17 protein-coding genes are annotated in these 20171 nt (G+C 41.6%); 13 read left to right on the top strand and 4 right to left on the bottom strand.

All coding sequences use genetic code 11. The features are described from left to right. Positions 1-140: 140 nt before the first annotated feature. From CSV64_RS16785 to CSV64_RS15450, 3 genes are read left to right on the top strand one after another with little or no spacing between them, the layout of a single operon-like run. Entirely contained in the window at positions 141-293 is a 153-nt protein-coding gene (locus tag CSV64_RS16785) for a hypothetical protein (protein ID WP_199168610.1), read from the top strand. 20 nt (positions 294-313) lie between these two features. After that, positions 314-1864, top strand: coding sequence for a sodium/proline symporter (locus CSV64_RS15455; protein ID WP_099635504.1), 1551 nt, complete (start codon positions 314-316; stop codon positions 1862-1864). Positions 1865-1883: 19 nt separating this feature from the next. Beyond that, entirely contained in the window at positions 1884-2369 is a 486-nt protein-coding gene (locus CSV64_RS15450; RefSeq protein WP_099635503.1) for a hypothetical protein, read from the top strand. A 98-nt stretch (positions 2370-2467) separates the two neighbouring features. Here CSV64_RS15450 and CSV64_RS15445 read toward each other — a convergent pair whose 3' ends face one another. Continuing rightward, positions 2468-4084 (bottom strand): PucR family transcriptional regulator, encoded by a 1617-nt coding sequence (locus CSV64_RS15445; protein ID WP_099635502.1) that lies wholly within the window; start codon positions 4082-4084, stop codon positions 2468-2470. A 148-nt stretch (positions 4085-4232) separates the two neighbouring features. On the opposite strand from CSV64_RS15445, the gene CSV64_RS15440 reads away from it, so the two are divergent. The 4 genes from CSV64_RS15440 to CSV64_RS15425 all read left to right on the top strand — a co-directional run bounded on the left by CSV64_RS15440 (position 4233) and on the right by CSV64_RS15425 (position 10341). After that, on the top strand, positions 4233-5702 hold the full coding sequence (locus tag CSV64_RS15440; RefSeq protein WP_099635501.1) for a CoA-acylating methylmalonate-semialdehyde dehydrogenase: 1470 nt from the start codon (positions 4233-4235) through the stop codon (positions 5700-5702). A 20-nt stretch (positions 5703-5722) separates the two neighbouring features. Continuing rightward, the gene (locus CSV64_RS15435; protein WP_369823546.1) at positions 5723-7093 is read left to right on the top strand and encodes an aspartate aminotransferase family protein; all 1371 of its coding nucleotides are present in this window, start codon (positions 5723-5725) and stop codon (positions 7091-7093) included. A 176-nt stretch (positions 7094-7269) separates the two neighbouring features. Next, entirely contained in the window at positions 7270-8409 is a 1140-nt protein-coding gene (gene ald / locus CSV64_RS15430; protein WP_099635499.1) for an alanine dehydrogenase, read from the top strand. Between the two features lie 267 nt (positions 8410-8676). After that, on the top strand, positions 8677-10341 hold the full coding sequence (locus CSV64_RS15425) for a glucosaminidase domain-containing protein (protein ID WP_233190511.1): 1665 nt from the start codon (positions 8677-8679) through the stop codon (positions 10339-10341). A gap of 49 nt (positions 10342-10390) precedes the next feature. Here the strand turns inward: CSV64_RS15425 and CSV64_RS15420 are convergent, their stop codons facing one another. After that, entirely contained in the window at positions 10391-11302 is a 912-nt protein-coding gene (locus CSV64_RS15420; protein ID WP_099635497.1) for an NAD(P)/FAD-dependent oxidoreductase, read from the bottom strand. 184 nt (positions 11303-11486) lie between these two features. Here CSV64_RS15420 and CSV64_RS15415 point away from each other — a divergent pair, with 184 nt between their 5' ends. Then, positions 11487-12422: a carbohydrate kinase family protein gene (locus tag CSV64_RS15415; RefSeq protein WP_099635496.1), complete on the top strand. Its 936-nt coding sequence runs from the start codon at positions 11487-11489 to the stop codon at positions 12420-12422. Positions 12423-13132: 710 nt separating this feature from the next. Continuing rightward, positions 13133-13573 carry an SRPBCC family protein gene (locus CSV64_RS15410; RefSeq protein ID WP_099635495.1) on the top strand — a complete coding sequence of 147 codons (441 nt, stop codon included), beginning with the start codon at positions 13133-13135 and terminating at the stop codon, positions 13571-13573. A 38-nt stretch (positions 13574-13611) separates the two neighbouring features. Here CSV64_RS15410 and CSV64_RS15405 read toward each other — a convergent pair whose 3' ends face one another. Continuing rightward, a complete protein-coding gene (locus tag CSV64_RS15405; protein WP_099635494.1) occupies positions 13612-13896 on the bottom strand; it encodes a hypothetical protein in 285 nt (94 codons plus the stop codon). Between the two features lie 280 nt (positions 13897-14176). On the opposite strand from CSV64_RS15405, the gene CSV64_RS15400 reads away from it, so the two are divergent. The 4 genes from CSV64_RS15400 to CSV64_RS15385 all read left to right on the top strand — a co-directional run bounded on the left by CSV64_RS15400 (position 14177) and on the right by CSV64_RS15385 (position 17917). Further along, positions 14177-15544, top strand: a complete 1368-nt coding sequence (locus CSV64_RS15400; RefSeq protein WP_099635493.1) for a trypsin-like peptidase domain-containing protein — start codon at positions 14177-14179, stop codon at positions 15542-15544. Between the two features lie 133 nt (positions 15545-15677). Continuing rightward, positions 15678-16382, top strand: a complete 705-nt coding sequence (locus CSV64_RS15395) for a CBS domain-containing protein (protein ID WP_099635492.1) — start codon at positions 15678-15680, stop codon at positions 16380-16382. Positions 16383-16406: 24 nt separating this feature from the next. Continuing rightward, positions 16407-17153 (top strand): ABC transporter ATP-binding protein, encoded by a 747-nt coding sequence (locus CSV64_RS15390; RefSeq protein ID WP_099635491.1) that lies wholly within the window; start codon positions 16407-16409, stop codon positions 17151-17153. Then, positions 17150-17917 carry an ABC transporter permease gene (locus CSV64_RS15385; protein ID WP_099635490.1) on the top strand — a complete coding sequence of 256 codons (768 nt, stop codon included), beginning with the start codon at positions 17150-17152 and terminating at the stop codon, positions 17915-17917. Before CSV64_RS15390 ends, CSV64_RS15385 begins: the two co-directional genes overlap by 4 nt. Here CSV64_RS15385 and CSV64_RS15380 read toward each other — a convergent pair whose 3' ends face one another. Continuing rightward, positions 17918-19105, bottom strand: coding sequence for a cation:proton antiporter (locus CSV64_RS15380; protein WP_099635489.1), 1188 nt, complete (start codon positions 19103-19105; stop codon positions 17918-17920). It lies immediately after the preceding gene. Positions 19106-20171 lie beyond the last annotated feature (1066 nt).

Below are 20171 nucleotides of genomic sequence, written 5' to 3'. Positions count from 1 at the left end.
CCGCGTAGCGCACCCATGGACGTTTGAATATTCAAATATCTAATTATTATTGTTTATCATCGTGTAAAAAATATTTTTTTGGCACCCTTACAACGGCTCAAACCGTTGATACATCAACATTTATAGAGGGAGGTGAATATATGCTTGGATTTCCTGTAGAAACATTTTGGTGGTTTGTTCCATGGCCTTTCATATGGTTAGGCTTAGCAACCATTATCTATTTTAAAATGAAAAAAGACGATGATATGGAAGAGAAGATGGAAAAAGAACAGAATCAAAACCAAAATCAGTAGTTGCGATAGGGGGGCATTCAATGAGCATTGATGGGATAATTTTCATTGTATACTTAGGGATTCTATTAACGATTGGCTTGTGGTTTTCGCGAAGATCGTCAGCCTCTACAGAACAGTACTTACTCGGTGGTCGATCTCTCGGACCGGCAGTCACTGCAATGACCATGCAAACTACAGCAATGAGTGGTTTCATGTTTATGGGAGCTCCGGCGATGGCCTTTAAATATGGCTGGTATGCCATTTGGTACGCTATTGGAGATGCAGGTGGATCGATTATTAACCTGTCCGTTTTAGGTAAGCGAATGAGAAGAATGTCTGAAATATTGGGAGCGCTTTCACCGATTGAGTACTTAGAAAAACGTTTTGAAAGCCCAAGTGTTCGAGTGGTAGGTTCGATTATTTCAATTGTCTTTTTGTTTGGATACGTATGCGCTCAGTTTATTGCGGCAGGTAAGGCAATGTCTACACTGACAGGTTTTACTTATGAACTGTCTCTGATTATCGGGATTAGCGTCATTATTATCTATACTGTGGCAGGCGGATATCTAGCTGTTGCATACACTTCTTTTGTACAAGGCTTAATCATGGTACTTGGTGTCGTAGGGATCGGTATTCTCGCGTATTTCCATGTAGGCGGAATCACTGGGTTGAACGTTGCGCTGAAAGCTATAGATCCTTCGTATTTGAGTATCTGGGGGAAAGACCTAGCCTACTATGGTCAGTGGGGGATGGTGCTCGGTGCAATACTCATCTACTCCATTGGATATATGGGACTTCCACATGTAGTAGTTCGCCATATGTCGATGAAAAGTACAAAAACTGTAAAAGGCGCTGTCATAATTAGTGCTATATGGAATCAATTCTTTATCTTTGTACCGTACATTCTAGGAATGATTGGTATTATCTTACTACCCACAATTGCTGACCCGGAAATGATTATTACAGAATTAGCTTATACGTTATTCCCAGGAATCTTTGCGGCACTATTACTCTCAGCTATTATGTCAGCGGTAATGTCCACTGCAGACTCTATCTTGATGCAGGCAGGCTCTATTCTTTCGCGTGACGTCTATCAACGATTCATCAATAAAGATGCTACTCCGAAGACGATGATTCTAGTTTCGCGATTATGCATTTTATTGGGGGGAGTGGTGGGAGTTGTAGTAGCCATTTATGAGCCACCATCCGTGTTTGCTTTAGTATTATTCGCTTTTGGTACTTTAGGAAATGCTTTCTTAGTTCCTTATGTTGCCTCTGTTTACTCTAAAAAAGCGAATTATATTGGCTGCCTATGCGCAATGATTGGTGGAGCTTCAACAAATATTATTTGGACTTCCATGGGGCTTGAAACATCTACGGGACTTCATCCATTCTTGGCGGGTTTAATCGTATCTCTGTTAGGTATGATCATCGGAAGTCGATTTGGTCGTAAACCATCAGGTGAAATACTGGAAGCGTTCGAACAGTCCAGACGCAAACGTGTATTTTCAAAAGAATTTGACCGTAACATTACACGCGATTTGGCTCCCGAAGCTAGCAATGTATCCAAGTTTTTGGCAGACAATAAATAACTTACAGGAGTAGGTACTTATGAGCGCTATATTACTACAAGACATCGAATTTACTAAAGAAGAGGTATTGCAAGGATTGCAACAATACGAAAAAGAAACGTATTTTCAAATCCAAGATATTATTTACTACCCATATTACTTTTTTGAATATCAAGTGAGTGCTAAAAGCTTACTGAAGTTTAAGGGGAAAGCAGCTTGTACAATAGATGGGCTTGGGGGAAGAGGAGCGATGGTGGATGTTCGGCCAAGTTTTTCTAGAATGAAAGTAGAAGTTGGTCGTTTCCCTGAGCTTATGATTAGAGAAGAAGAAGCGATCGATATGGCTGAAAGGTTTATTTTTGACAATGCTTCTTCGAAAGCCAAGTTTGTTACGATGCCTAAAATCACAGAAGTTCATAGGAATCTCTTTTATCGTCCGTTTTGGTTAACGGATTTCAAGATGGATAATGAGAAATCAGGGCAGCTCATAGTGGATGCGATTAGCGGAAGCTATCATCCGTTATAACAGGATTCCACGGCGGTCATAGTGAAATATGTAATCGTATACAGCCACTATTCACTAAATGCAGATGAGCAGTGGCTGTATGTAGAAAGAGATGTCACTCAAGATAAGACTTTTTTAGCTAGAATGGCTACTTCGAGTGCAATCCGATTTAGTGGAGACATAAAGTTCTCACCCATTATGGATTCAATCTTTTCCAGTCGGTGATACAGTGTTTGTCTTACGATAAATAGACGATCAGCGGTTTCTTTTTTTGAACCACCACACTCAAGATAAATGCGGAGCGTTTCGAATAAGTTGCTATCGGTCTTTTTATCGTAATCAATAAGATCTTGTAGGTAATCTTCTACATAGTGTTCAAGGTATCCTTGTTCGTTGAGTAGAAGTAAAAGTCTATAGATCCCCAAGTCTTCATAAAAATCACTTTCAAATAAAATCAGTTGTTTGAGTTCAATTACTCTTTTTGCTTCTGTATATCCTTCTTTGATTTGTGATTGGTTATGGTGAACTAAACTGATACCAAATGTATATTCGCGTTCGTTAAAGAGACTGTCGTCGTCCATGCTAGTTAATTGTTTGGCTACTTGGATGAAACGATTAATATCCTTTACATGTTTACCTGAAGCAATAAATGATGCAATAATCGTAATTTCATTTCTAGTTACGGAGATAGTTGGAAAGAAACTATGTCTTTTAAAGACAGAACGAATTGTCATAGATTGTTGTAAGCGGATTTCTTCCCAACTATTTTCATCTATAGTGGTTTCATTAGTATCCAACTCAATGACAAAGATTCTGTAATGGGTATTCGGGCTTTTCGTTGGTAGGTAGGATTGAATATCTTCCTGATCTACAGGACGCCCATGCAATAAATTACGCACAAATTCATCTTCATTATATTGATTCCTCTCTTGAATAGTACGAATCCGTAGTAATATTTGAGCGATCGCCAGAGAAGCTCTATCCAAGATTAAAATGGCAAACTTATCAGCTGTTGCTTGTGGAAGATGAAGGCATAAATATCCAAGAGCTTGGCCTAAACCATTGATTGGAAACAAAACAAATGCCTGATCATCGATTATATAGATGTCTTGTTTTAGTTTTTGCGTAGGGCTCTCACTAAGAAATTCTTTTATGCTTTTTTTCCACGAAGTCGATTCAACAGGGTAGTAATAGGATTTCGCTTCATCAGATATAAACAAGACGTGTTGATTAAACAGTGAGTGTAACTCGTGGAGAATCTTCAAAATTCCATTGGGCATTAAACTTAACTCATTAAACCTTCTCGATAGTGTATCCAATTTAGACAGCATTTCATAATGGCGGTTAATGATAACGGTATGTAAATCTTGTGAAATATCGACAAACTTAACTGCTTTTTCGAACACCACTATAGGAAATTGCTGTGCATCAGCGAGTGCAATAATTTCTTGCTGTATTTCACTAACGTAATACCCTATTTCAACACAAAGGCAAGCAACATCTAGTTCGATTAACTGTTTTATATACTTTAACTGTGTCGCACTATCAAGTTGCAGATGCAGGCCAGTAGTTAAGATGATTTCACCGCCGTTAACTAGTGAACTGAATTCACTTACCTCTAATACGTGTGACCATCTAACTTGACGATCCAATCCATTACTTCCAGCTACGACTTTAGCGTGCTTGAACGTTTCGCGAGCTAAAACATCTTTAACGGTCAAAGAAAGTTCATTCATGAAAAAAGACCTCCATAACGTGAAAAGATTTTCAGTACGATGTTACACAATGTAAAATGAAAGTATTTAGAATAATTGTTAAACTATAGAAAGTAGTTTAGCTCAAGTCTTGTTGTAAAGCAAGATTAGATGAATAGGAGGAATGAAAATGAATACAATAGTTGTGAAAAAGAAAACGCTTTCAAATTTTATTAATGGACAATGGGTAAAATCACTCACTGATAAATATGAAGAGGTGCCAAATCCAGCTACAGGTGAGATTATTGCAGAAGTACCTATTTCAACTGAAGAGGATCTACAAATTGCAGTAGATGCAGCGAAAAAAGCTTTTTCTACTTGGAAGAAAACTGCTGTGCCGCAAAGAGCTCGTATTCTATTTAAATATCAACAACTTCTAATTGCTCATTGGGATGAGCTGGCACAACTGATTACTATAGAAAACGGAAAAAATTATACGGAAGCCTATGGCGAAGTTCTGCGCGGAATCGAGTGTGTGGAATTTGCTTCGGGAGCACCAACGTTGATGATGGGGTACCAACTGCCTGATATTGCAACAAACATCGAATCGGGCATGTATCGCTATCCTTTAGGAGTTGTTGGAGGGATTACACCTTTTAACTTCCCAATGATGGTCCCTTGTTGGATGTTCCCGCTTGCCATTGCAGCAGGAAATACATTTATTTTAAAACCTTCAGAGCGTACACCACTCCTGGCGAATAGATTAGCGGAGCTATTAACTGAAGCCGGATTACCAGAAGGAGTGTTCAATATCGTTCATGGCGCACATGATATCGTTAACGGAATCTTACGCCATCCAGATATCCCGGCCGTTTCATTTGTTGGATCACAGCCGGTAGCAGAGTATGTGTATAAAACAGGGACGGCTCATGGTAAACGTGTTCAAGCGCTGGCAGGTGCCAAGAATCATTCGATTGTTATGCCTGATGCAAATACGGATTTGGCAGTCACTAATATTACCAATGCAGCATTTGGTTCTGCTGGTGAGAGATGTATGGCTGCTGCAGTTGTAGTCGCAGTTGGAGATATTGCGGATCAACTTGTGGAGCGTTTAGTTGATGAAGCTAATAAAATAACTATTGGAAATGGATTAGACGAAGGAGTATTCCTCGGACCAGTCATTCGAGATTCACATAAGGATAAAACACTTTCATATATCGAAGCGGGGATCAAAGAGGGAGCGACTCTCGTACGTGACGGCCGAAGTGATCAATCTACTTCAGAAGGAGGCTATTTCGTAGGGCCGACAATTTTTGAAGGAGTTACAACGCAAATGCGAATTTGGAAAGAAGAAATATTCGCACCGGTACTTTCGATAATTAGAGTAGAAACATTGGATGATGCGATTGAGCTTACCAATCAATCAGACTTTGCAAATGGTGCTTGTTTATATACAGATAGCTCAAAGGCGATTCGTCAATTCCGAGAAGAAATTGATGCAGGAATGCTTGGTATAAATCTAGGCGTACCAGCACCTATGGCGTTCTTCCCATTCTCCGGCTATAAGAAGTCATTTTATGGTGATTTGCATGCAAATGGCCGTGATGGTATCGAGTTTTACACACGTAAGAAAATGTTGACTGCACGTCACGAATATTGATAAAAGGGGAGGCAATGCTATTGAAAACTTTACATGAACAAGATCAAAATAATAAAAAGTCCTTTACGGAACAAAATCGTGATAAAGTTTGGCATCATATTTCAGCATATAATGAAAAAAATCCTCCGATGATTATTGAAAGTGGCGAAAACGCCTGGATTACAGATCATAAAGGTAATCGGTATTTAGATGGTATGTCAGGGCTTTGGTGTGTCAATGTGGGTTATGGAAGAGAAGAGATAGCTCAAGTAGCATATGAGCAATTGAAAAAGCTGGCTTATGTGCCCATGACACAAAGCCATGAACCGGCAATAAAACTAGCTGCCAAATTAAATGAAATGCTAGGAGACGACTATAAAATCTTCTATTCAAATAGCGGATCCGATGCGAATGAAGTAGCCTTCAAGCTTATACGTCAGTATCACCAGCAAAATGGGGAACCTTCGAGATATAAATTCCTCTCCCGTTATCGTGCCTATCATGGCAGCTCAATGGGAGCGCTATCTGCTACGGGTCAAGCTTTGCGTAAATATAAGTATGAGCCGCTAGTACCAGGATTTTTACATGTAGCACCTCCAGATAATTATCGAAAACCTGAAGGGATCTCAGTGGAAGATTATAATATACAGCGTGCTTTAGAGCTCGAAGAAAAAATTATTTGGGAACAAAAAGATACAATTGCGGGGATTATTATGGAGCCACTCATTACGGGAGGTGGAATCTTAATCCCACATCCGGTGTACTTAGAGAAAGTCCAAGAAATTTGTACCCGTCACGGTGTCCTATTGATCATGGATGAGGTGATTTGTGGATTTGGGCGTACGGGAAAAGCATTTGGACATCAGCATTACAACGTGAAGCCGGATATTGTGACGATGGCGAAAGGTCTAACTAGCGCATACCTTCCATTATCGGTGACAGCAATCCGCAAAGATATTTACGAAAAGTTTGATACAGGCGAAGATCACAGTCATTTTCGTCATGTCAATACGTTTGGTGGAAACCCGGCTGCTTGTGCAGTCGCGTTAAAGAACTTAGAGATTTTGGAACGTGAAGATCTAATCAATCGTTCAGCAGAACTTGGCGAGCGGTTATCGGATGAACTGGCATGCTTACAGGATCATCCCTATGTGGGAGATATTCGAAGTATTGGTTTCTTGATGGGGATTGAACTCGTTGAAGATAAAAAAACAAAAGAGCCTGCAACGAATGCGCGAATCACGAAAATTATTGGAGAATGTAAAGCGAATGGACTGATTGTCGGTCGAAATGGTGAGACAGTAGAAGGATTTAATAATGTTCTTGCACTTTGCCCGCCGCTTTCTTGTACGGATGAAGATGTTGACTTCATTGTATCCGTTATTAAAAAAGTATTTAAAGAGAATGAATAACAGGTTGTAATCTCGTAATTGTGTTTAAAGTACCTCTAGTCTACTAGTGAAGTGTAGTCAGAGGTGCCTTTTCTATACAGTAAGTAGCGTCTTGTAATATGGATATCTTATACCGCTAAATCTCAGAAAACTGAAAACTATACAATAGTATACATTTGATCCGAGGAGGAATGGGTATGTTGATTGGTGTACCAAAGGAGATTAAAAATAACGAGAATCGTGTTGCGATGACCCCCGCAGGAGTGTACACACTGCGCTCGTCTGGCCATGAAGTACTTATTGAAACGGAAGCTGGTTTAGGATCAAGTTTTACAGACGAGGAGTATGTCGAGGCGGGCGCCAAGATCGTTCAGACAGCGGAAGAAGCATGGAGCGCTGAAATGGTGATGAAAGTAAAGGAACCAATTGCCTCTGAATATCGTTATTTTCGTAAAGGGTTACTACTATTCACATACTTACATTTAGCATCTGAGATGGAGTTGACTAAAGCTCTTTTAGAAAGTGAAGTAACAGGACTTGCCTATGAAACGGTTCAGTCGCCTAATAAATCATTACCTCTGCTCGCACCGATGAGCGAAGTAGCAGGAAGAATGGCCACACAAATTGGTGCCCAGTATCTTGAAAAAACGAAAGGTGGAAAAGGTATTCTGCTAGCTGGGGTACCAGGTGTTTCTCGAGGGAAAGTCGTAGTAATTGGCGGTGGGCAGGCAGGAGCAAATGCTGCACGTGTTGCAATAGGGATGGGTGCTCAAGTGACAGTGCTGGATTTGTCAGTAGATCGTTTACGTCAATTAGATGATATTTTCGGCAATCATATTCAGACACTTGTTTCCAATCCATTTAATATCGCTGAATCAGTCAAAGCAGCAGACCTTGTGGTTGGTGCAGTACTGATCCCGGGAGCGAGAGCGCCTAAGCTTGTCACTGAAGAAATGGTTCAATCTATGAAACCTGGATCGGTCCTTGTAGATATCGCGATCGATCAAGGAGGAATATTTGAAACATCAGATCGTGTCACTACACACGATGCCCCGATCTATACAAAACATGATGTAGTTCATTATGCAGTGGCGAATATGCCTGGTGCAGTACCACAGACATCTACAGTAGCATTGACAAACGTGACTGTACCTTATGCACTTCAAATTGCCAATAAAGGATGTAGACAGGCCCTTCTAGACAATGAAACACTTCGAAAAGGTTTAAATACGATGAATGGCCATGTCACATATAAAGCTGTTGCAGAAGCACAGGATTTACACTACACACCAGCACGATCTATACTAGAGAACAATGGTTTAGTAATGAATGCTTAAAAGAATCGATACGTAGACATATGTGATTATGAAAAAAATAAGTCCCTCTGCTTACAATATATTTTGGAAACAAAATTATATTCCAGCAGAAGGACTTATTCTGGTTATGGAGTCGGCTAGCCTTAAACATACCATCAGCTCAATTCAACGCGATGAATGCGTGTGCCGTATTCTGTATACTATTGAACAATTCTGTAATTCTATATGTCAAATCTAGTAATAACCTGTATAATCAACACCAAAAGGAGGTTACTAGATTTGAAATCTATGACAAAACTTATCACAACAGCTGTCATCGCTTTTCTGATCACCCTTGCGATGACGCTATCAACTGAAGCTGCTACTTGGCAGGACCCTTCGCCTGATCAGAATCCGGACAAGACGTGGATAGTCACGTTCAATAAACCAGTAAATAAAGATACGGTCAGCGAAGACACAATTTATATCAAGGATTCTAAAGGAGTAACGCAGACCAATGCAATAACATACTCAGACTCCGACAAGAAAGTACATATCGCGCCACCAGCAGGTAATTACCGTAGTGGAGAAACTTACACATTGCATATTACGCAAGCCGTGCATAATACAGACGGCAATCCATTAAAAGTACCGGTGACTAAAATGTTCTCTATTATGACGGATAGAACATATGACTTGGCGAATGTACAAGCCAATGGCACGACAAACGTAGTGGAAAGGTTTCCAAGTTTTGAAGCAGCGGCAAGCCGTATGAATGGCAACCAAGTCGTGTTGTTCCAAAACCATATCATCCACATGCCAAGCGGGCTGATCTCAACCGTGGCATACGGTGGCAGCTCATTGACAATTTTGTATGCCGATAAAGACTTAAAACGTCAGGAAACTTATGTTCCAGTAGATACGGAACTTGTGTATGTTGACTCGACAGCGACGTCTGTAAAAGTCGAACTGGCAGGAAGACACTTCTATATCAAACCACAAAATGCAACGATGCTACCGAGTCAGACCATAACGGATCGCACACACTACAAAGTGTCGAAAAATTCACTATACCATTTGATTTACTCACATAAGACTAAGTCGTTCGCTTCGTATGAGATGGGTGCTGCACCACGCTTTATGCAAGAAGGGGTAAAGTATTATAGCACCGACGGCAGTCATTTTTATAATGAAACAGGGGCTTTAATTGGCACGGCACATCAATACTTTCAGTACTTGCCGATGCGCAGCATGACCCGCTATACAGCTGAAGAGTTGGATGCGTATATTATGAAACAGTTACGTAGTCTAGAAGAATTTAATCCTAACTCCACGATTTATAAAGACGCTACGACAAGAAGTAAGTTGATTGGATTAGGTTCAGAGTTAAAACGTATTGAACGAGATAGTCATGTGAACGCGATGCATATTTTAGCGTTGGCGCAACATGAAAGTCAGTACGGACTAAGTCAGCGCGCGTTGGCCGATAATAACTTATTTGGGTTGTATGTGACGGATGATAATCCGAAGAGGAAGAATTTTGATTCAGTCAGTCAGAATATTCAAGAGCTAGTCGATGCTTTCTTGAATAGAAACTATCTGCCGCCGAACGTGGCGTATGCGAACGGGACAAATTTCGGTAACAAAGCGGTTGGTGTAAACGTCAAATATGCTTCCGATCCATACTGGGGTTCTAAAATCGCAGGGCATCTGTATCGAATGGATCGTTCGATGGGTGGGGAAGAATTGGCGAATCAGTTAAAGATTGGATTGACAAATTACGTTGATTTGAAAGTGCGAATTGAGCCAATAAAAGAGTCGCTTCAGATTTATTACTATCCGAAAGTGGGCATGCCGCTCATTATTCAAGATGATCAGTTACCTGAAAATCCATGGATAAAAATTCGTTCAGATAAAGCACCGTATGGATCGCTATATGTACACGGCGGTTATGTAGATCGACTTGAATGGTAATAAAAACTAAAATAGCCCCTTACCTGATTAAAACGGTGAGGGGCTATTTTTAATCTATTCGATTGAAAAACTCATTCGTCAAGTCACCATTAATCCCTATAGCGGCGGCGCTTCCGGTCCCCGCAGCGACTAGTAGTTGCGAGGGGACGATATGAGAGACGTCTCCTGCTGCGTAAACATTCCAAACGGTTGTCCGTCCATATTCATCGGTCAAAATTCCACCATTTTTATTTCGCTCACACCCTAAGTCTTGAGCGAAATGATTAGGATGACTCCAAAGAGGAGAGGCAAAACCGCCTGCGCGGTCTATCAAGGTACCGTCTTCAAGCCGCACCCTGTGCAATTGTCCATCCTCACCTTCAAGTCCTGAAATGATATCATCGACAATTTGTATCCCTTTCGCACTCAACTTCTTTTGTTCCTCTGCTGTCAGCTGGCCTTCTCCACCGGTGAAAACAATTAGATCTCGGCTCCAGGTATACACTTCTGCAGCCAATTTAAACACATTTTTATCCGCAAATACTGCCAGTGAACGATCTCGCAATTCCCATCCGTCGCAATAGGGACAACTAAAAATGGATGTGCCGTAAAAGCGCTCAATACTTGGTACGTTAGGCTGTTCATCACGTAAACCGACAGCAAGAAGTACTTTCTGTGTGCGGAACGTCCTGCCGTCTGCTGCCATTAATTCATAATGTGATTCATCCAAACGTTCTAACGCAACTATCTTCTGATGATGAAATACCACAGACGGGTACTGTGTCAGTTCTTTCCGACCAATCTGTCGTAATTCCGAAGGCTGCATACCGTCACGCGTTAAAAATCCATGTGATGCACGGGAGACGCGGTTTCTTGCTTGATCGTCATCAAATACAATAACATTTCGTCTTGCCCGTCCAAGTACTAAAGCCGCACTTAATCCGGCGGGTCCACCACCAATAATGGCACATTCATAGATCATTTATATTTTCATCCCTTTTAGTTATATGATTTCCCAGGAACCGCATGAATTAAACTGTAGTGTGTGCAGTTTACTATAATTCAATTCGTACAGAAAATACTGAACAATATTTTATTTGGACATTATCACAGTTAAGCTAATTCCGTGATACGATAGAGAGAAAACTTCTGAGGAGGTCGAATACATGAAGAATCGACAAGATAAACATGTTTTAATATATGGTGACATTTTCGTGGATTATATCGCAACAGACAAAACAAACACCAAATTCTCCACATTTCTTGGTGGGGCAACAGTCAACGTAGCGGCAGGTGTCTCACGCCTAGGTGCAAAATCTTCATTAATTACCGTAATAGGAGAAGACGAGGATTCAAACTTTGCAGAAAATCAACTGCGACAAGAAGGTGTCGATGTAACATTTGCTGTCCGTATTCCTGAGAAGAAAGTGAACCGTGTTTATGTACATTTGACTCCAGAATATGATCGAGTATTTGTGAAATACATAGATGACACGCCCAATCTTCAAGTCCAACCGAGTGATTTACAAGAGAAAGCTTTCCAAAACGCTTCAATTTTACATATATGTTCCGGTACGATGTTCCAGCCAACTGCTTTAGCAACAACGAAAAGAGCTGTCGAATTGTCAAAAGAACATGGTCTTTATCTCTCAATAGATCCTAATATTCGTCCATTACGTTGGGAAAGTGAAGAGCTATGTCGTAATACAATCCTTTCATTTTTAGATCAAACGGATTTGCTGAAACTTACGGAAGAAGAACTTACTTTTCTCATGCAAGAATCGGATATAGAAAAAGCATTAGATCACCTTGCTGCCTATAATATCCCAGTTATCATGATGACGATGGGGGAAGCAGGAACTCTGGCCATCATTGAAGGGGCGCAACATCATGTAACCGTGGAGCCCATCGATCCCGTAGATACAACAGGAGCAGGAGATGCTTTCTTGGCGGGCGTACTTCGCGGCCTTCATCTAAACGGCAAACCTAAAACGGTTGAAGAAATGCTTGCACATATCGAGTTCGGTAATCAAATGGGAGCATTATGTGCAATGAAAGTCGGCGCGCTGTCCGCGATGCCGAGTGCGGATGAGTTGGAGTGATGTTGTGAGGTGAGTTATCACGACCGTGGCCGAACGTGTGCGCATTTGCGCTCTATCCCAGTCAGCGAGCGCTCTATCGGTGGATCTATTCGCTCTATTAAAGCTGGTGAGTGCTCTATGTGTGTATTTATCCGCTCAATTAAGGTCTGTCCACGCTCTATTCGCCTGTTTATCCGCTCAATCGTGGCCTGCCCGCGAGACTCTGTGAGTTATCATGACTGCGGCCGAACGTGTGCGCATTTGCGCTCTATCCCAGTCAGCGAGCGCTCTATAGGTGGATCTATTCGCTCTATCAAAGCTGGTGAGTGCTCTATGTGTGTATTTATCCGCTCTATCAAAGCCTGCCCGCGCTCTATCCGCCCGTTTATCCGCTCAATCGTGGATTGCCAGCGAGACTCTGCGGGTTATCATGACCGTGGTCAAACGTGTGCGCATTTGCGCTCTATCCAAGTCAGCGAGCGCTCTATCGGTGCATATATTCGCTCTATCAAAGCCCAATCGCGCTCTATCCGACCAAATATCCGCTCTATCATCGCCCGCGAGTGCTCTATCCACCCGTCTATCCGCTCAATCACCACCCAGCACCCACCACCCACAATCCCTATCTTCCAAAAGAGGTGTACTACAGCACAATGCAACCTGATTTGTATAAAACTGGATTTCATAGTAGTATGATGAAAAGTTAACTGTTAGGGAAGGTGGAATGGTCTATGCCGAACGGTACAAAGGAAATCAACGTAACAGCATCCACGCAACATGTATGGAGTTTTCTCGAAGAGGTAGATCAGTGGGCTCCTCTCATTCCAGGCTATATTGAACACGAGAAAGTTAGTGAAAATCAATTTACTTGGAAGTTTCGGGCTGATCTTGGCATGATGCAAAAGAATATTGTCATGCAAGTTGATATTACAGAAAAAGTTGAACGTTCAATGATAGCATTTACTCTTGAGGGGCTGAATGAGAGTCTCGAGGGGAACGGAAGCTTCCAACTAGAAGAAGCTGCAGAGACCACGATACTAAAAGGCTATCTTGATATCAGGGGGAAGGGTATGATGGGATCGGTTATTAATTCCATGATGAAAAGTTATGTGCCTGAAACGGTAAGTGCATTGACGGAAGCAATCGATCTGAAAATCAGCCAAATAGAATGAAAAAATGTACACAGTGCGCTGTGTACATTTTTTTATTTTCAGGAGCCATATCTTATAGTACAAATATCTCCTACATCAATCTCTTGAACTTCCGATTCTCCAAATGGCTGAAAGTGGATAGTCCGATTTTTTCGATCGAACTGTAGGTAGTACCCGTTATGTTGTACCTCTTTTGAATCCTTCAATGTAATCTCTACAGGTGCGCCCATTGTCAGGTCGACAAGTATATGAACGACTTTCTTTTCATCATAACATCGCGCTTTTCGTCTCGGAATATACGGTACGTCATAATCATTGTCAGGTTTGAACCTTCTAGATGACATATTGTATGCACCTCCTCTCTCTTTAGCGTATGTAGAAATTTGCTAGAGAACTGTGCCGCTTCATTGGATATATTCAATAAGAATCGGTTGGTGTATGTATATTGAAAGAAAATTTAATTCAACACGTATTTATGATAATACTTGGGGCGATTAACGAGAAAAAGCATCGAGAAATGTGTGAATTTCAAACTTCATGGCATGTCTTTTGTATTAGGTCATATGGTATAATGAAAAGAAAGATTATTCGAAGCCATTGGGGAATGGAAGAGGGGAAAACTATATGTATTGTCCGAAATGTGGTCATAAAAATACGGATGAAGCGAACTTTTGTGGTGGCTGCGGCAAGGCGATGTATGGGTCCACTAATGCGAAACCTATTCTTGCGGTAGTGTTGACATTACTCATAGGTGGGGCTGGTTATGGCTACGCGACAGATTGGAGTTTTCAATGGCCGTCCGAAACGACAGCTTCCGTTAAAACAAAAGTTGTTCATAAAGATGAGGCCGAATTGAAAATTAAAAAGGCGCCTACTGTTGTCAATGAAACGAAACAGCAGGTCAAAGATAAAACGGAACTCATTAAAGAGTCGTTGCCAAGTGTTTTTACGATTGGCACGAGAGATGGACTGGGCTCAGGTTTTTTTTATAAGGCTGGTGGCTATATCGTGACAAATGCACATGTAGTGGCCGGCTATACCGATGTAACGGTGAAGAATTCTGTAGGTGAGAATTTTGAAGGTACTGTTATTGGCATTTCAGATCGTTATGATATCGCGTTAATTAAATCAGAAGCGAATAAACATGTGAAACCGTTTGTCACCGAGACGAAAGAGACACCGATTGGTACGGAAGTGATTGCGTTAGGGAGCCCTAAAGGTCTTGAGAATACGGCATCTATTGGTTATTTAACAGGATTGAATCGTGATATGGAAATAGATTTCATTTATGAGAAGATCTATCAAATTGATGCACAGATTGATCATGGCAGTAGTGGCGGTCCATTGCTAGATGCAACAACGGGTAAAGTGATTGGCATTAATTCTTTACTATATAAAGATAATACCGTCTTTGGATTTTCTATTCCGATGCACAGTATGCAGAAGCAAGTAGATGAATGGATTCATGCACCAATGAGCAGTAAGGCGGTGGCTGCGTTATTCAACGTCTACGATGACTATGTCCCGGAGTCGTATCAAGATTCGGAGGATACGTCGTGGGACTATGAAGACTATGGTGGTTTCGACGATTCAGAGGAAGACTATACAGAAGAGCCAGAGCTGGAAGATACAGAAGTTGCAAATGAAGAAGTAGAGGATTTTATTCATGGTTTTAGGAGTCAGTATGAATTAGCGATTGACTATAATGATTATGAGTATATTGCACCATATGTTGCGGCCGGAAGTTCCGCGGAGAGTGAATTATGGGATTTTCTAAATGACTTATCTATGAAAAATGAGTTTTATGAATTTATTGATACGTCTGTGACAGATGTTATGTATACGAATCAATCGATTGAAGTGTATACGTATGAAACATTGAATTTCACGAAGGAAGATGGAACGGTACAGTTTTTAGAAAAGAAAAAGTTGTACACCCTGATTTACGACGAATATGGTGATTATCAAATTAAACAGATTTCCAATCAATAATTAGTTGTTGCAGTGACCGTAATTAGGCACCGCAACGGCTTTTTTGTATTTTAAAAAGTGTGCTAACCAGGAAGTCTAAAGGCTTGAAAAGGAATGAAATATGCTATACTTTGCCTAGAAAAGGGGCGGTGTTATGGAGCATAAAAATTCAGAGCGTTTTCTCATTGCATATAATCGAATCGATAAATCATTAATGAAGATTACGGATTTGCCTAACCATTTTTCATTCTCAAAGAAAATTGATAGAGCTAAATCCCAACATGCTTTAGTTGCTCATTACGAAGATGATCTACGGGAGTTTGGAAGTTTACGCAATGCGATTGTGCATAATCGGACAGGCTTTGACTATGCTATAGCGGAGCCCCATGATGAAATTGTGAAACTAATCGAGAGTATAGATGAACGATTATCCAACCCTGTAACGGTCAAAGATTTATTTGCCGGTAAAGTACATACTGTGCAAGCGGATGAATCACTGGCAACGGGTCTGCGTTTAGTAAGAGAATGGAAAATTAATCAACTACCTATTTACAAAAAGGGTCAATTTATCGGATTAATTACCTCAGATGGCATTATGAATTGGCTAGCAGATCAGGAAACAGATTGCATTTCCCGGGAAATACCGACATTATTAGACGTATATAATCACGAGAAAAGAAGAAAAACCTATCGTTTTGTCAAAAGTACAATGTCGGTTTATGAAGCAGAAGGGTTTTTCAGAAAATCCATTTTGTCGGGGAAACGACTACAAGCCCTGCTCATCACGGAACAAGGTGGTAAAGATGAGAAGCTAATTGGCATCATTACCCCGTTGGATTTATTGAAGATTGATGAATGAAGAAGTGTGGGAAAGGTGAAATAGATGGATAGTAAACAGAATAAATCTTTATATGAGCCGGCGATTCATTTTCAACATGTATCGTTTGAGGTAGGGGATACAAAGATTCTCGATTCGATAACGGGATCTTTCCCTACCAATCAGATTACGGTGTTGGTCGGTCCATCGGGTGCAGGGAAAACGACGTTATTGAAAATGTGTAACGGTCTGCTGAGTCCTACAAGTGGGGATATTACCGTACAAGGGCGTGCCATTCATGAAATGTCGCCGATCGATCTCCGTCGAAAAGCAGGAATGGTGTTACAAAATTCTCCAATGCTCGCAGGGAGCGTCTATGATAATTTGGCACTGCCACTGCGTTTACAGGGCAAGACATTGAGTAAAGAAAAAGCGTTGGATATTTTAGATCAAGTCGGTCTTGAAGGAGAATATCTCGAACGTGACAGTCAGAATTTATCGGGTGGTCAGCAGCAGAAAGTGTCGATTGCTCGAACATTAATGAATGAGTCCAAGATTTTATTGATGGATGAAATCACGTCTGCGCTAGATCCATCATCATTGAATGAAGTAGAAGACTTGATTCGTACACTGCATGAAAAGCATGAGATTACGGTCATCTGGATCACACATAACTTGGAGCAGGCGAAGCGAATGGGGCAGTATGCATGGATCATGGTGGATGGGAAATTAGTGGATGCAGGCGAAATATCTGTACTTGATCATTCAGATATCCCGTCAGTCGATCGCTTTTTGAAAGGGGACTTTTCATGAGTACCACTGCTTTATTTCTGACACTGATCTTTGTATTGATCCCGTTAGCGCTGTCCAAATCACTTGGATTGAATTTGGAGAAAGACACCATTATTGCGACCATTCGTTCGACTGTGCAATTAGTGGCGGTCGGTTTCGTACTGAAATTTGTCTTTGATTCGGAAAGTTATACGTTCATCTTCTTGATGGTCGTCTTGATGATTGGAGCAGCTGTGCAAAATGCGCGCAAAAAAGGGGAAGGCATTAAAGGAATCACGTGGAAGTTGATCGTGACGTTTGTATTGCTAGAAGTGTTGACGCAAAGTATCTTACTTGGCTTCAAGATTGTACCAGCTACTGCACAATATATTATTTCATTGACCGGTATGGTCATCGGAAATTCGATGGTCCTAGCGATTTTATTTCTTAATCGTTTCGTGTCGGAAGTCGAAGCGCATCGTTCAGAAAGTGAACTGATCTTGTCACTTGGCGGCACACCAAAACAAGCGATACATAAGCAATTGATCCGCTCTATTCAGGCCAGTATGATCCCAACAATTGAAAGCCAAAAGACGATAGGACTTGTGCAATTGCCGGGTATGATGAGCGGTCAAATCATCGCAGGGGCTGACCCATTAGAGGCTGTTCAATTTCAAATCTTAGTTATATTTCTATTGCTAACCACAGCGGCATTAACGAGTGTTTGTTTAGGTTTACTCTCCTATCCGACACTGTTTAATGAACGTATGCAAATGATACAGCGACAACAGCAGCACTCGAAGTAATTACTTTTCGAGTGCTTTTGAAAGTGGATAAATGCCGATACTTTGCACGACGAGTGACAACAGTACTACTGCGAACCCTAATGAAACGAGCGCATCCGCGGAACTGTCTGCGGCATCGGCCAAGCTTAACAATAAGAAAATTGACATCGTTCCTCGAATGCCTGCCCATGATAAGAGCGAGGCTTTTTTGACGTTCATTAATTTTCGGTAACCCGAGAATAATTGCATCGTCCCAGCGATTACGATAAATCGACTAATGATCGAAACAATAAATATTCCGATGGCGAGCCACCCGTGATGTAAAGGTAATAAGTAATCAGCAGCTACAATTCCGATAGCTAAAAATAAGATCGAAAGTAATGCAGGTTCCGCTACTTTCCAAAATCCATTCAAATATTCTCGGTGCATTTCTTCCTCGTCAGCACGTCCAAGTTCGGCAGATAGCATAATGCCTGCTGCAACCGTCGCCAACACACCTGAAAACCCGAATGCTTCAGCTAAATGAAATGCTCCATAGGCAATAATGACACTGAGTAAAACTTGATTTTCTCGATGTGTAGAAAGGTGAATCGCTTTACTGACTATCCAACCCGCTACTAATCCTGTAGCTACACCACCGATCGATACGGAAAGAAACTCTCCTATGAACGGCCAAAATTCAAATTCCTGTTGCGTCGTGAACATCGTCAACAATACAGTGAACAGCACGACACTAGTCCCGTCGTTGATCATAGATTCCCCGTCGACTATATCTGCAACGGAAGGATCATCCAACGACTTTTTCAATATGGATACAACAGAAACAGGATCAGTCGGTGTCAGAATCGAAGCGACCAATAATGCCCCTACTAATGAAATCTCTATACCCGCTCCCATCCAATAGGTAGCGAGTCCTAGAAGTAGGGCAGTCACAAGTAATCCAGCCGTACTAAGCGTTCCAATCACTTTGGCATGCTTTCGTAATGAAGCGGCCGAGTAGTGGTAAGCGGACGCAAATAGCAGGCCGGGTAAAAAGATAGTATAGATGATTTCTTTGGATATAGTGATGCTATTGAAGTAGGGGATGAATGATAGGCCGAAACCGATTCCGACTAGAAAGACAGGAAGTGGAAAGTTTTTCTGCTTTTTATCAATCGTCATCGCGACGTAGCCGATGGTTAATAAAATGAGGATTTGTACAGTGCTCATCCCATTCACTCCTTTCTTTGGTGGTTGTTTTATACATTCCCTTGATGAAGGGGGAGGAAACAGCTTTAGCGGTTAAGTTTAAGATTTGGGTATTGTGCCGAGTATGTTGAAGTGGCAGGAGAAAGGGGCTTTACTTGGCTTTGGTGATTGAGTGCGGGGTGAATTATAGTTCTATCAAGCGTGCGTAATAAGCGGCTTTGGGTTGTGGTTGTCGCAGGTGCATTTTCTTTTTCTTTTTTTCCTGAAGGTTGTGGTTTAGCTGTCTATGTAAGTGGCGAGTCCATTGTCCCCACTTCGGCGCTGGTGGATGGCTTTCGTGAGGAGCCAGAGACAGGAAGTGCGCCTGTCTTTGTCTCCTCGCTACGCCTACCACAGCAGGCGCCTTCGTTGGAGTGGGTGTAGGGCAGTTCATATAGCGTTTTTTAAGTGATTAGTGCGTAAGTGATCATGGATTACGTTTCTGTTTAGGGTGCGTAATAAGCGGCTTTGGGTTGCGGTTCTTGCCCGTGCTTTTTCTGTTTCTTGTTTGATCAGGAGGTTGTGGTTTAGCTGTCTATGTAAGTGGCGAGTCCATTGTCCCCACTACGGCGCTGGTGGATGGCTTTCGCGAGGAGCCATAGACAGGAAAGTTCGCCTGTCTTTGTCTCCTCGCTACGCCTACCACAGCAGTCGCCTTCGTTGAATTGGGTGTAGGGCAGTTCCGGTATTTGTTTTAAAAGGCATTAGTGCGTAAGTGACCACGGATTACGTTTCTGTTTAGTGTGCGTAATAAGCGGCAATGGGTTGCGGTTCTTGCCCGTGCTTTTTCTGTTTCCTGTTTAATCAGGTGATTGTGGTTTAGCTGCCTATGTAAGTGGCGAGTCCATTGTCCCCACTACGGCGCTGGTGGATGGCTTTCGCGAGGAGCCATAGACAGGAAGTTCGCCTGTCTATGTCTCCTCGCTACGCCTACCACAGCAGGCGCCTTCGTTAGATAGTGTGAATGGCAGTTCCTACACTTCTTTTTCAAGAAATACATACTAGCTATCACGATGTCCTGATCTTCTTCCTATTAGAACCACAACCA

Origin of the sequence: Sporosarcina sp. P32b, from assembly GCF_002743335.1 — a bacterium.
Classification (GTDB): domain Bacteria; phylum Bacillota; class Bacilli; order Bacillales_A; family Planococcaceae; genus Sporosarcina.
This window is presented reverse-complemented; position numbering and strand designations above follow the sequence as displayed.

Excerpts from the sequence above, each read along its gene's own strand:
- CSV64_RS16785 (WP_199168610.1), top strand. The coding sequence starts at position 141 with ATGCTTGGATTTCCTGTAGAAACATTTTGGTGGTTTGTTCCATGGCCT.
- CSV64_RS15455 (WP_099635504.1), top strand. The coding sequence starts at position 314 with ATGAGCATTGATGGGATAATTTTCATTGTATACTTAGGGATTCTATTA.
- CSV64_RS15450 (WP_099635503.1), top strand. The coding sequence starts at position 1,884 with ATGAGCGCTATATTACTACAAGACATCGAATTTACTAAAGAAGAGGTA.
- CSV64_RS15445 (WP_099635502.1), bottom strand. The coding sequence starts at position 4,084 with ATGAATGAACTTTCTTTGACCGTTAAAGATGTTTTAGCTCGCGAAACG.
- CSV64_RS15440 (WP_099635501.1), top strand. The coding sequence starts at position 4,233 with ATGAATACAATAGTTGTGAAAAAGAAAACGCTTTCAAATTTTATTAAT.
- ald (WP_099635499.1), top strand. The coding sequence starts at position 7,270 with ATGTTGATTGGTGTACCAAAGGAGATTAAAAATAACGAGAATCGTGTT.
- CSV64_RS15425 (WP_233190511.1), top strand. The coding sequence starts at position 8,677 with ATGACAAAACTTATCACAACAGCTGTCATCGCTTTTCTGATCACCCTT.
- CSV64_RS15420 (WP_099635497.1), bottom strand. The coding sequence starts at position 11,302 with ATGATCTATGAATGTGCCATTATTGGTGGTGGACCCGCCGGATTAAGT.
- CSV64_RS15415 (WP_099635496.1), top strand. The coding sequence starts at position 11,487 with ATGAAGAATCGACAAGATAAACATGTTTTAATATATGGTGACATTTTC.
- CSV64_RS15410 (WP_099635495.1), top strand. The coding sequence starts at position 13,133 with ATGCCGAACGGTACAAAGGAAATCAACGTAACAGCATCCACGCAACAT.
- CSV64_RS15405 (WP_099635494.1), bottom strand. The coding sequence starts at position 13,896 with ATGTCATCTAGAAGGTTCAAACCTGACAATGATTATGACGTACCGTAT.
- CSV64_RS15400 (WP_099635493.1), top strand. The coding sequence starts at position 14,177 with ATGTATTGTCCGAAATGTGGTCATAAAAATACGGATGAAGCGAACTTT.
- CSV64_RS15395 (WP_099635492.1), top strand. The coding sequence starts at position 15,678 with ATGGAGCATAAAAATTCAGAGCGTTTTCTCATTGCATATAATCGAATC.
- CSV64_RS15390 (WP_099635491.1), top strand. The coding sequence starts at position 16,407 with ATGGATAGTAAACAGAATAAATCTTTATATGAGCCGGCGATTCATTTT.
- CSV64_RS15385 (WP_099635490.1), top strand. The coding sequence starts at position 17,150 with ATGAGTACCACTGCTTTATTTCTGACACTGATCTTTGTATTGATCCCG.
- CSV64_RS15380 (WP_099635489.1), bottom strand. The coding sequence starts at position 19,105 with ATGAGCACTGTACAAATCCTCATTTTATTAACCATCGGCTACGTCGCG.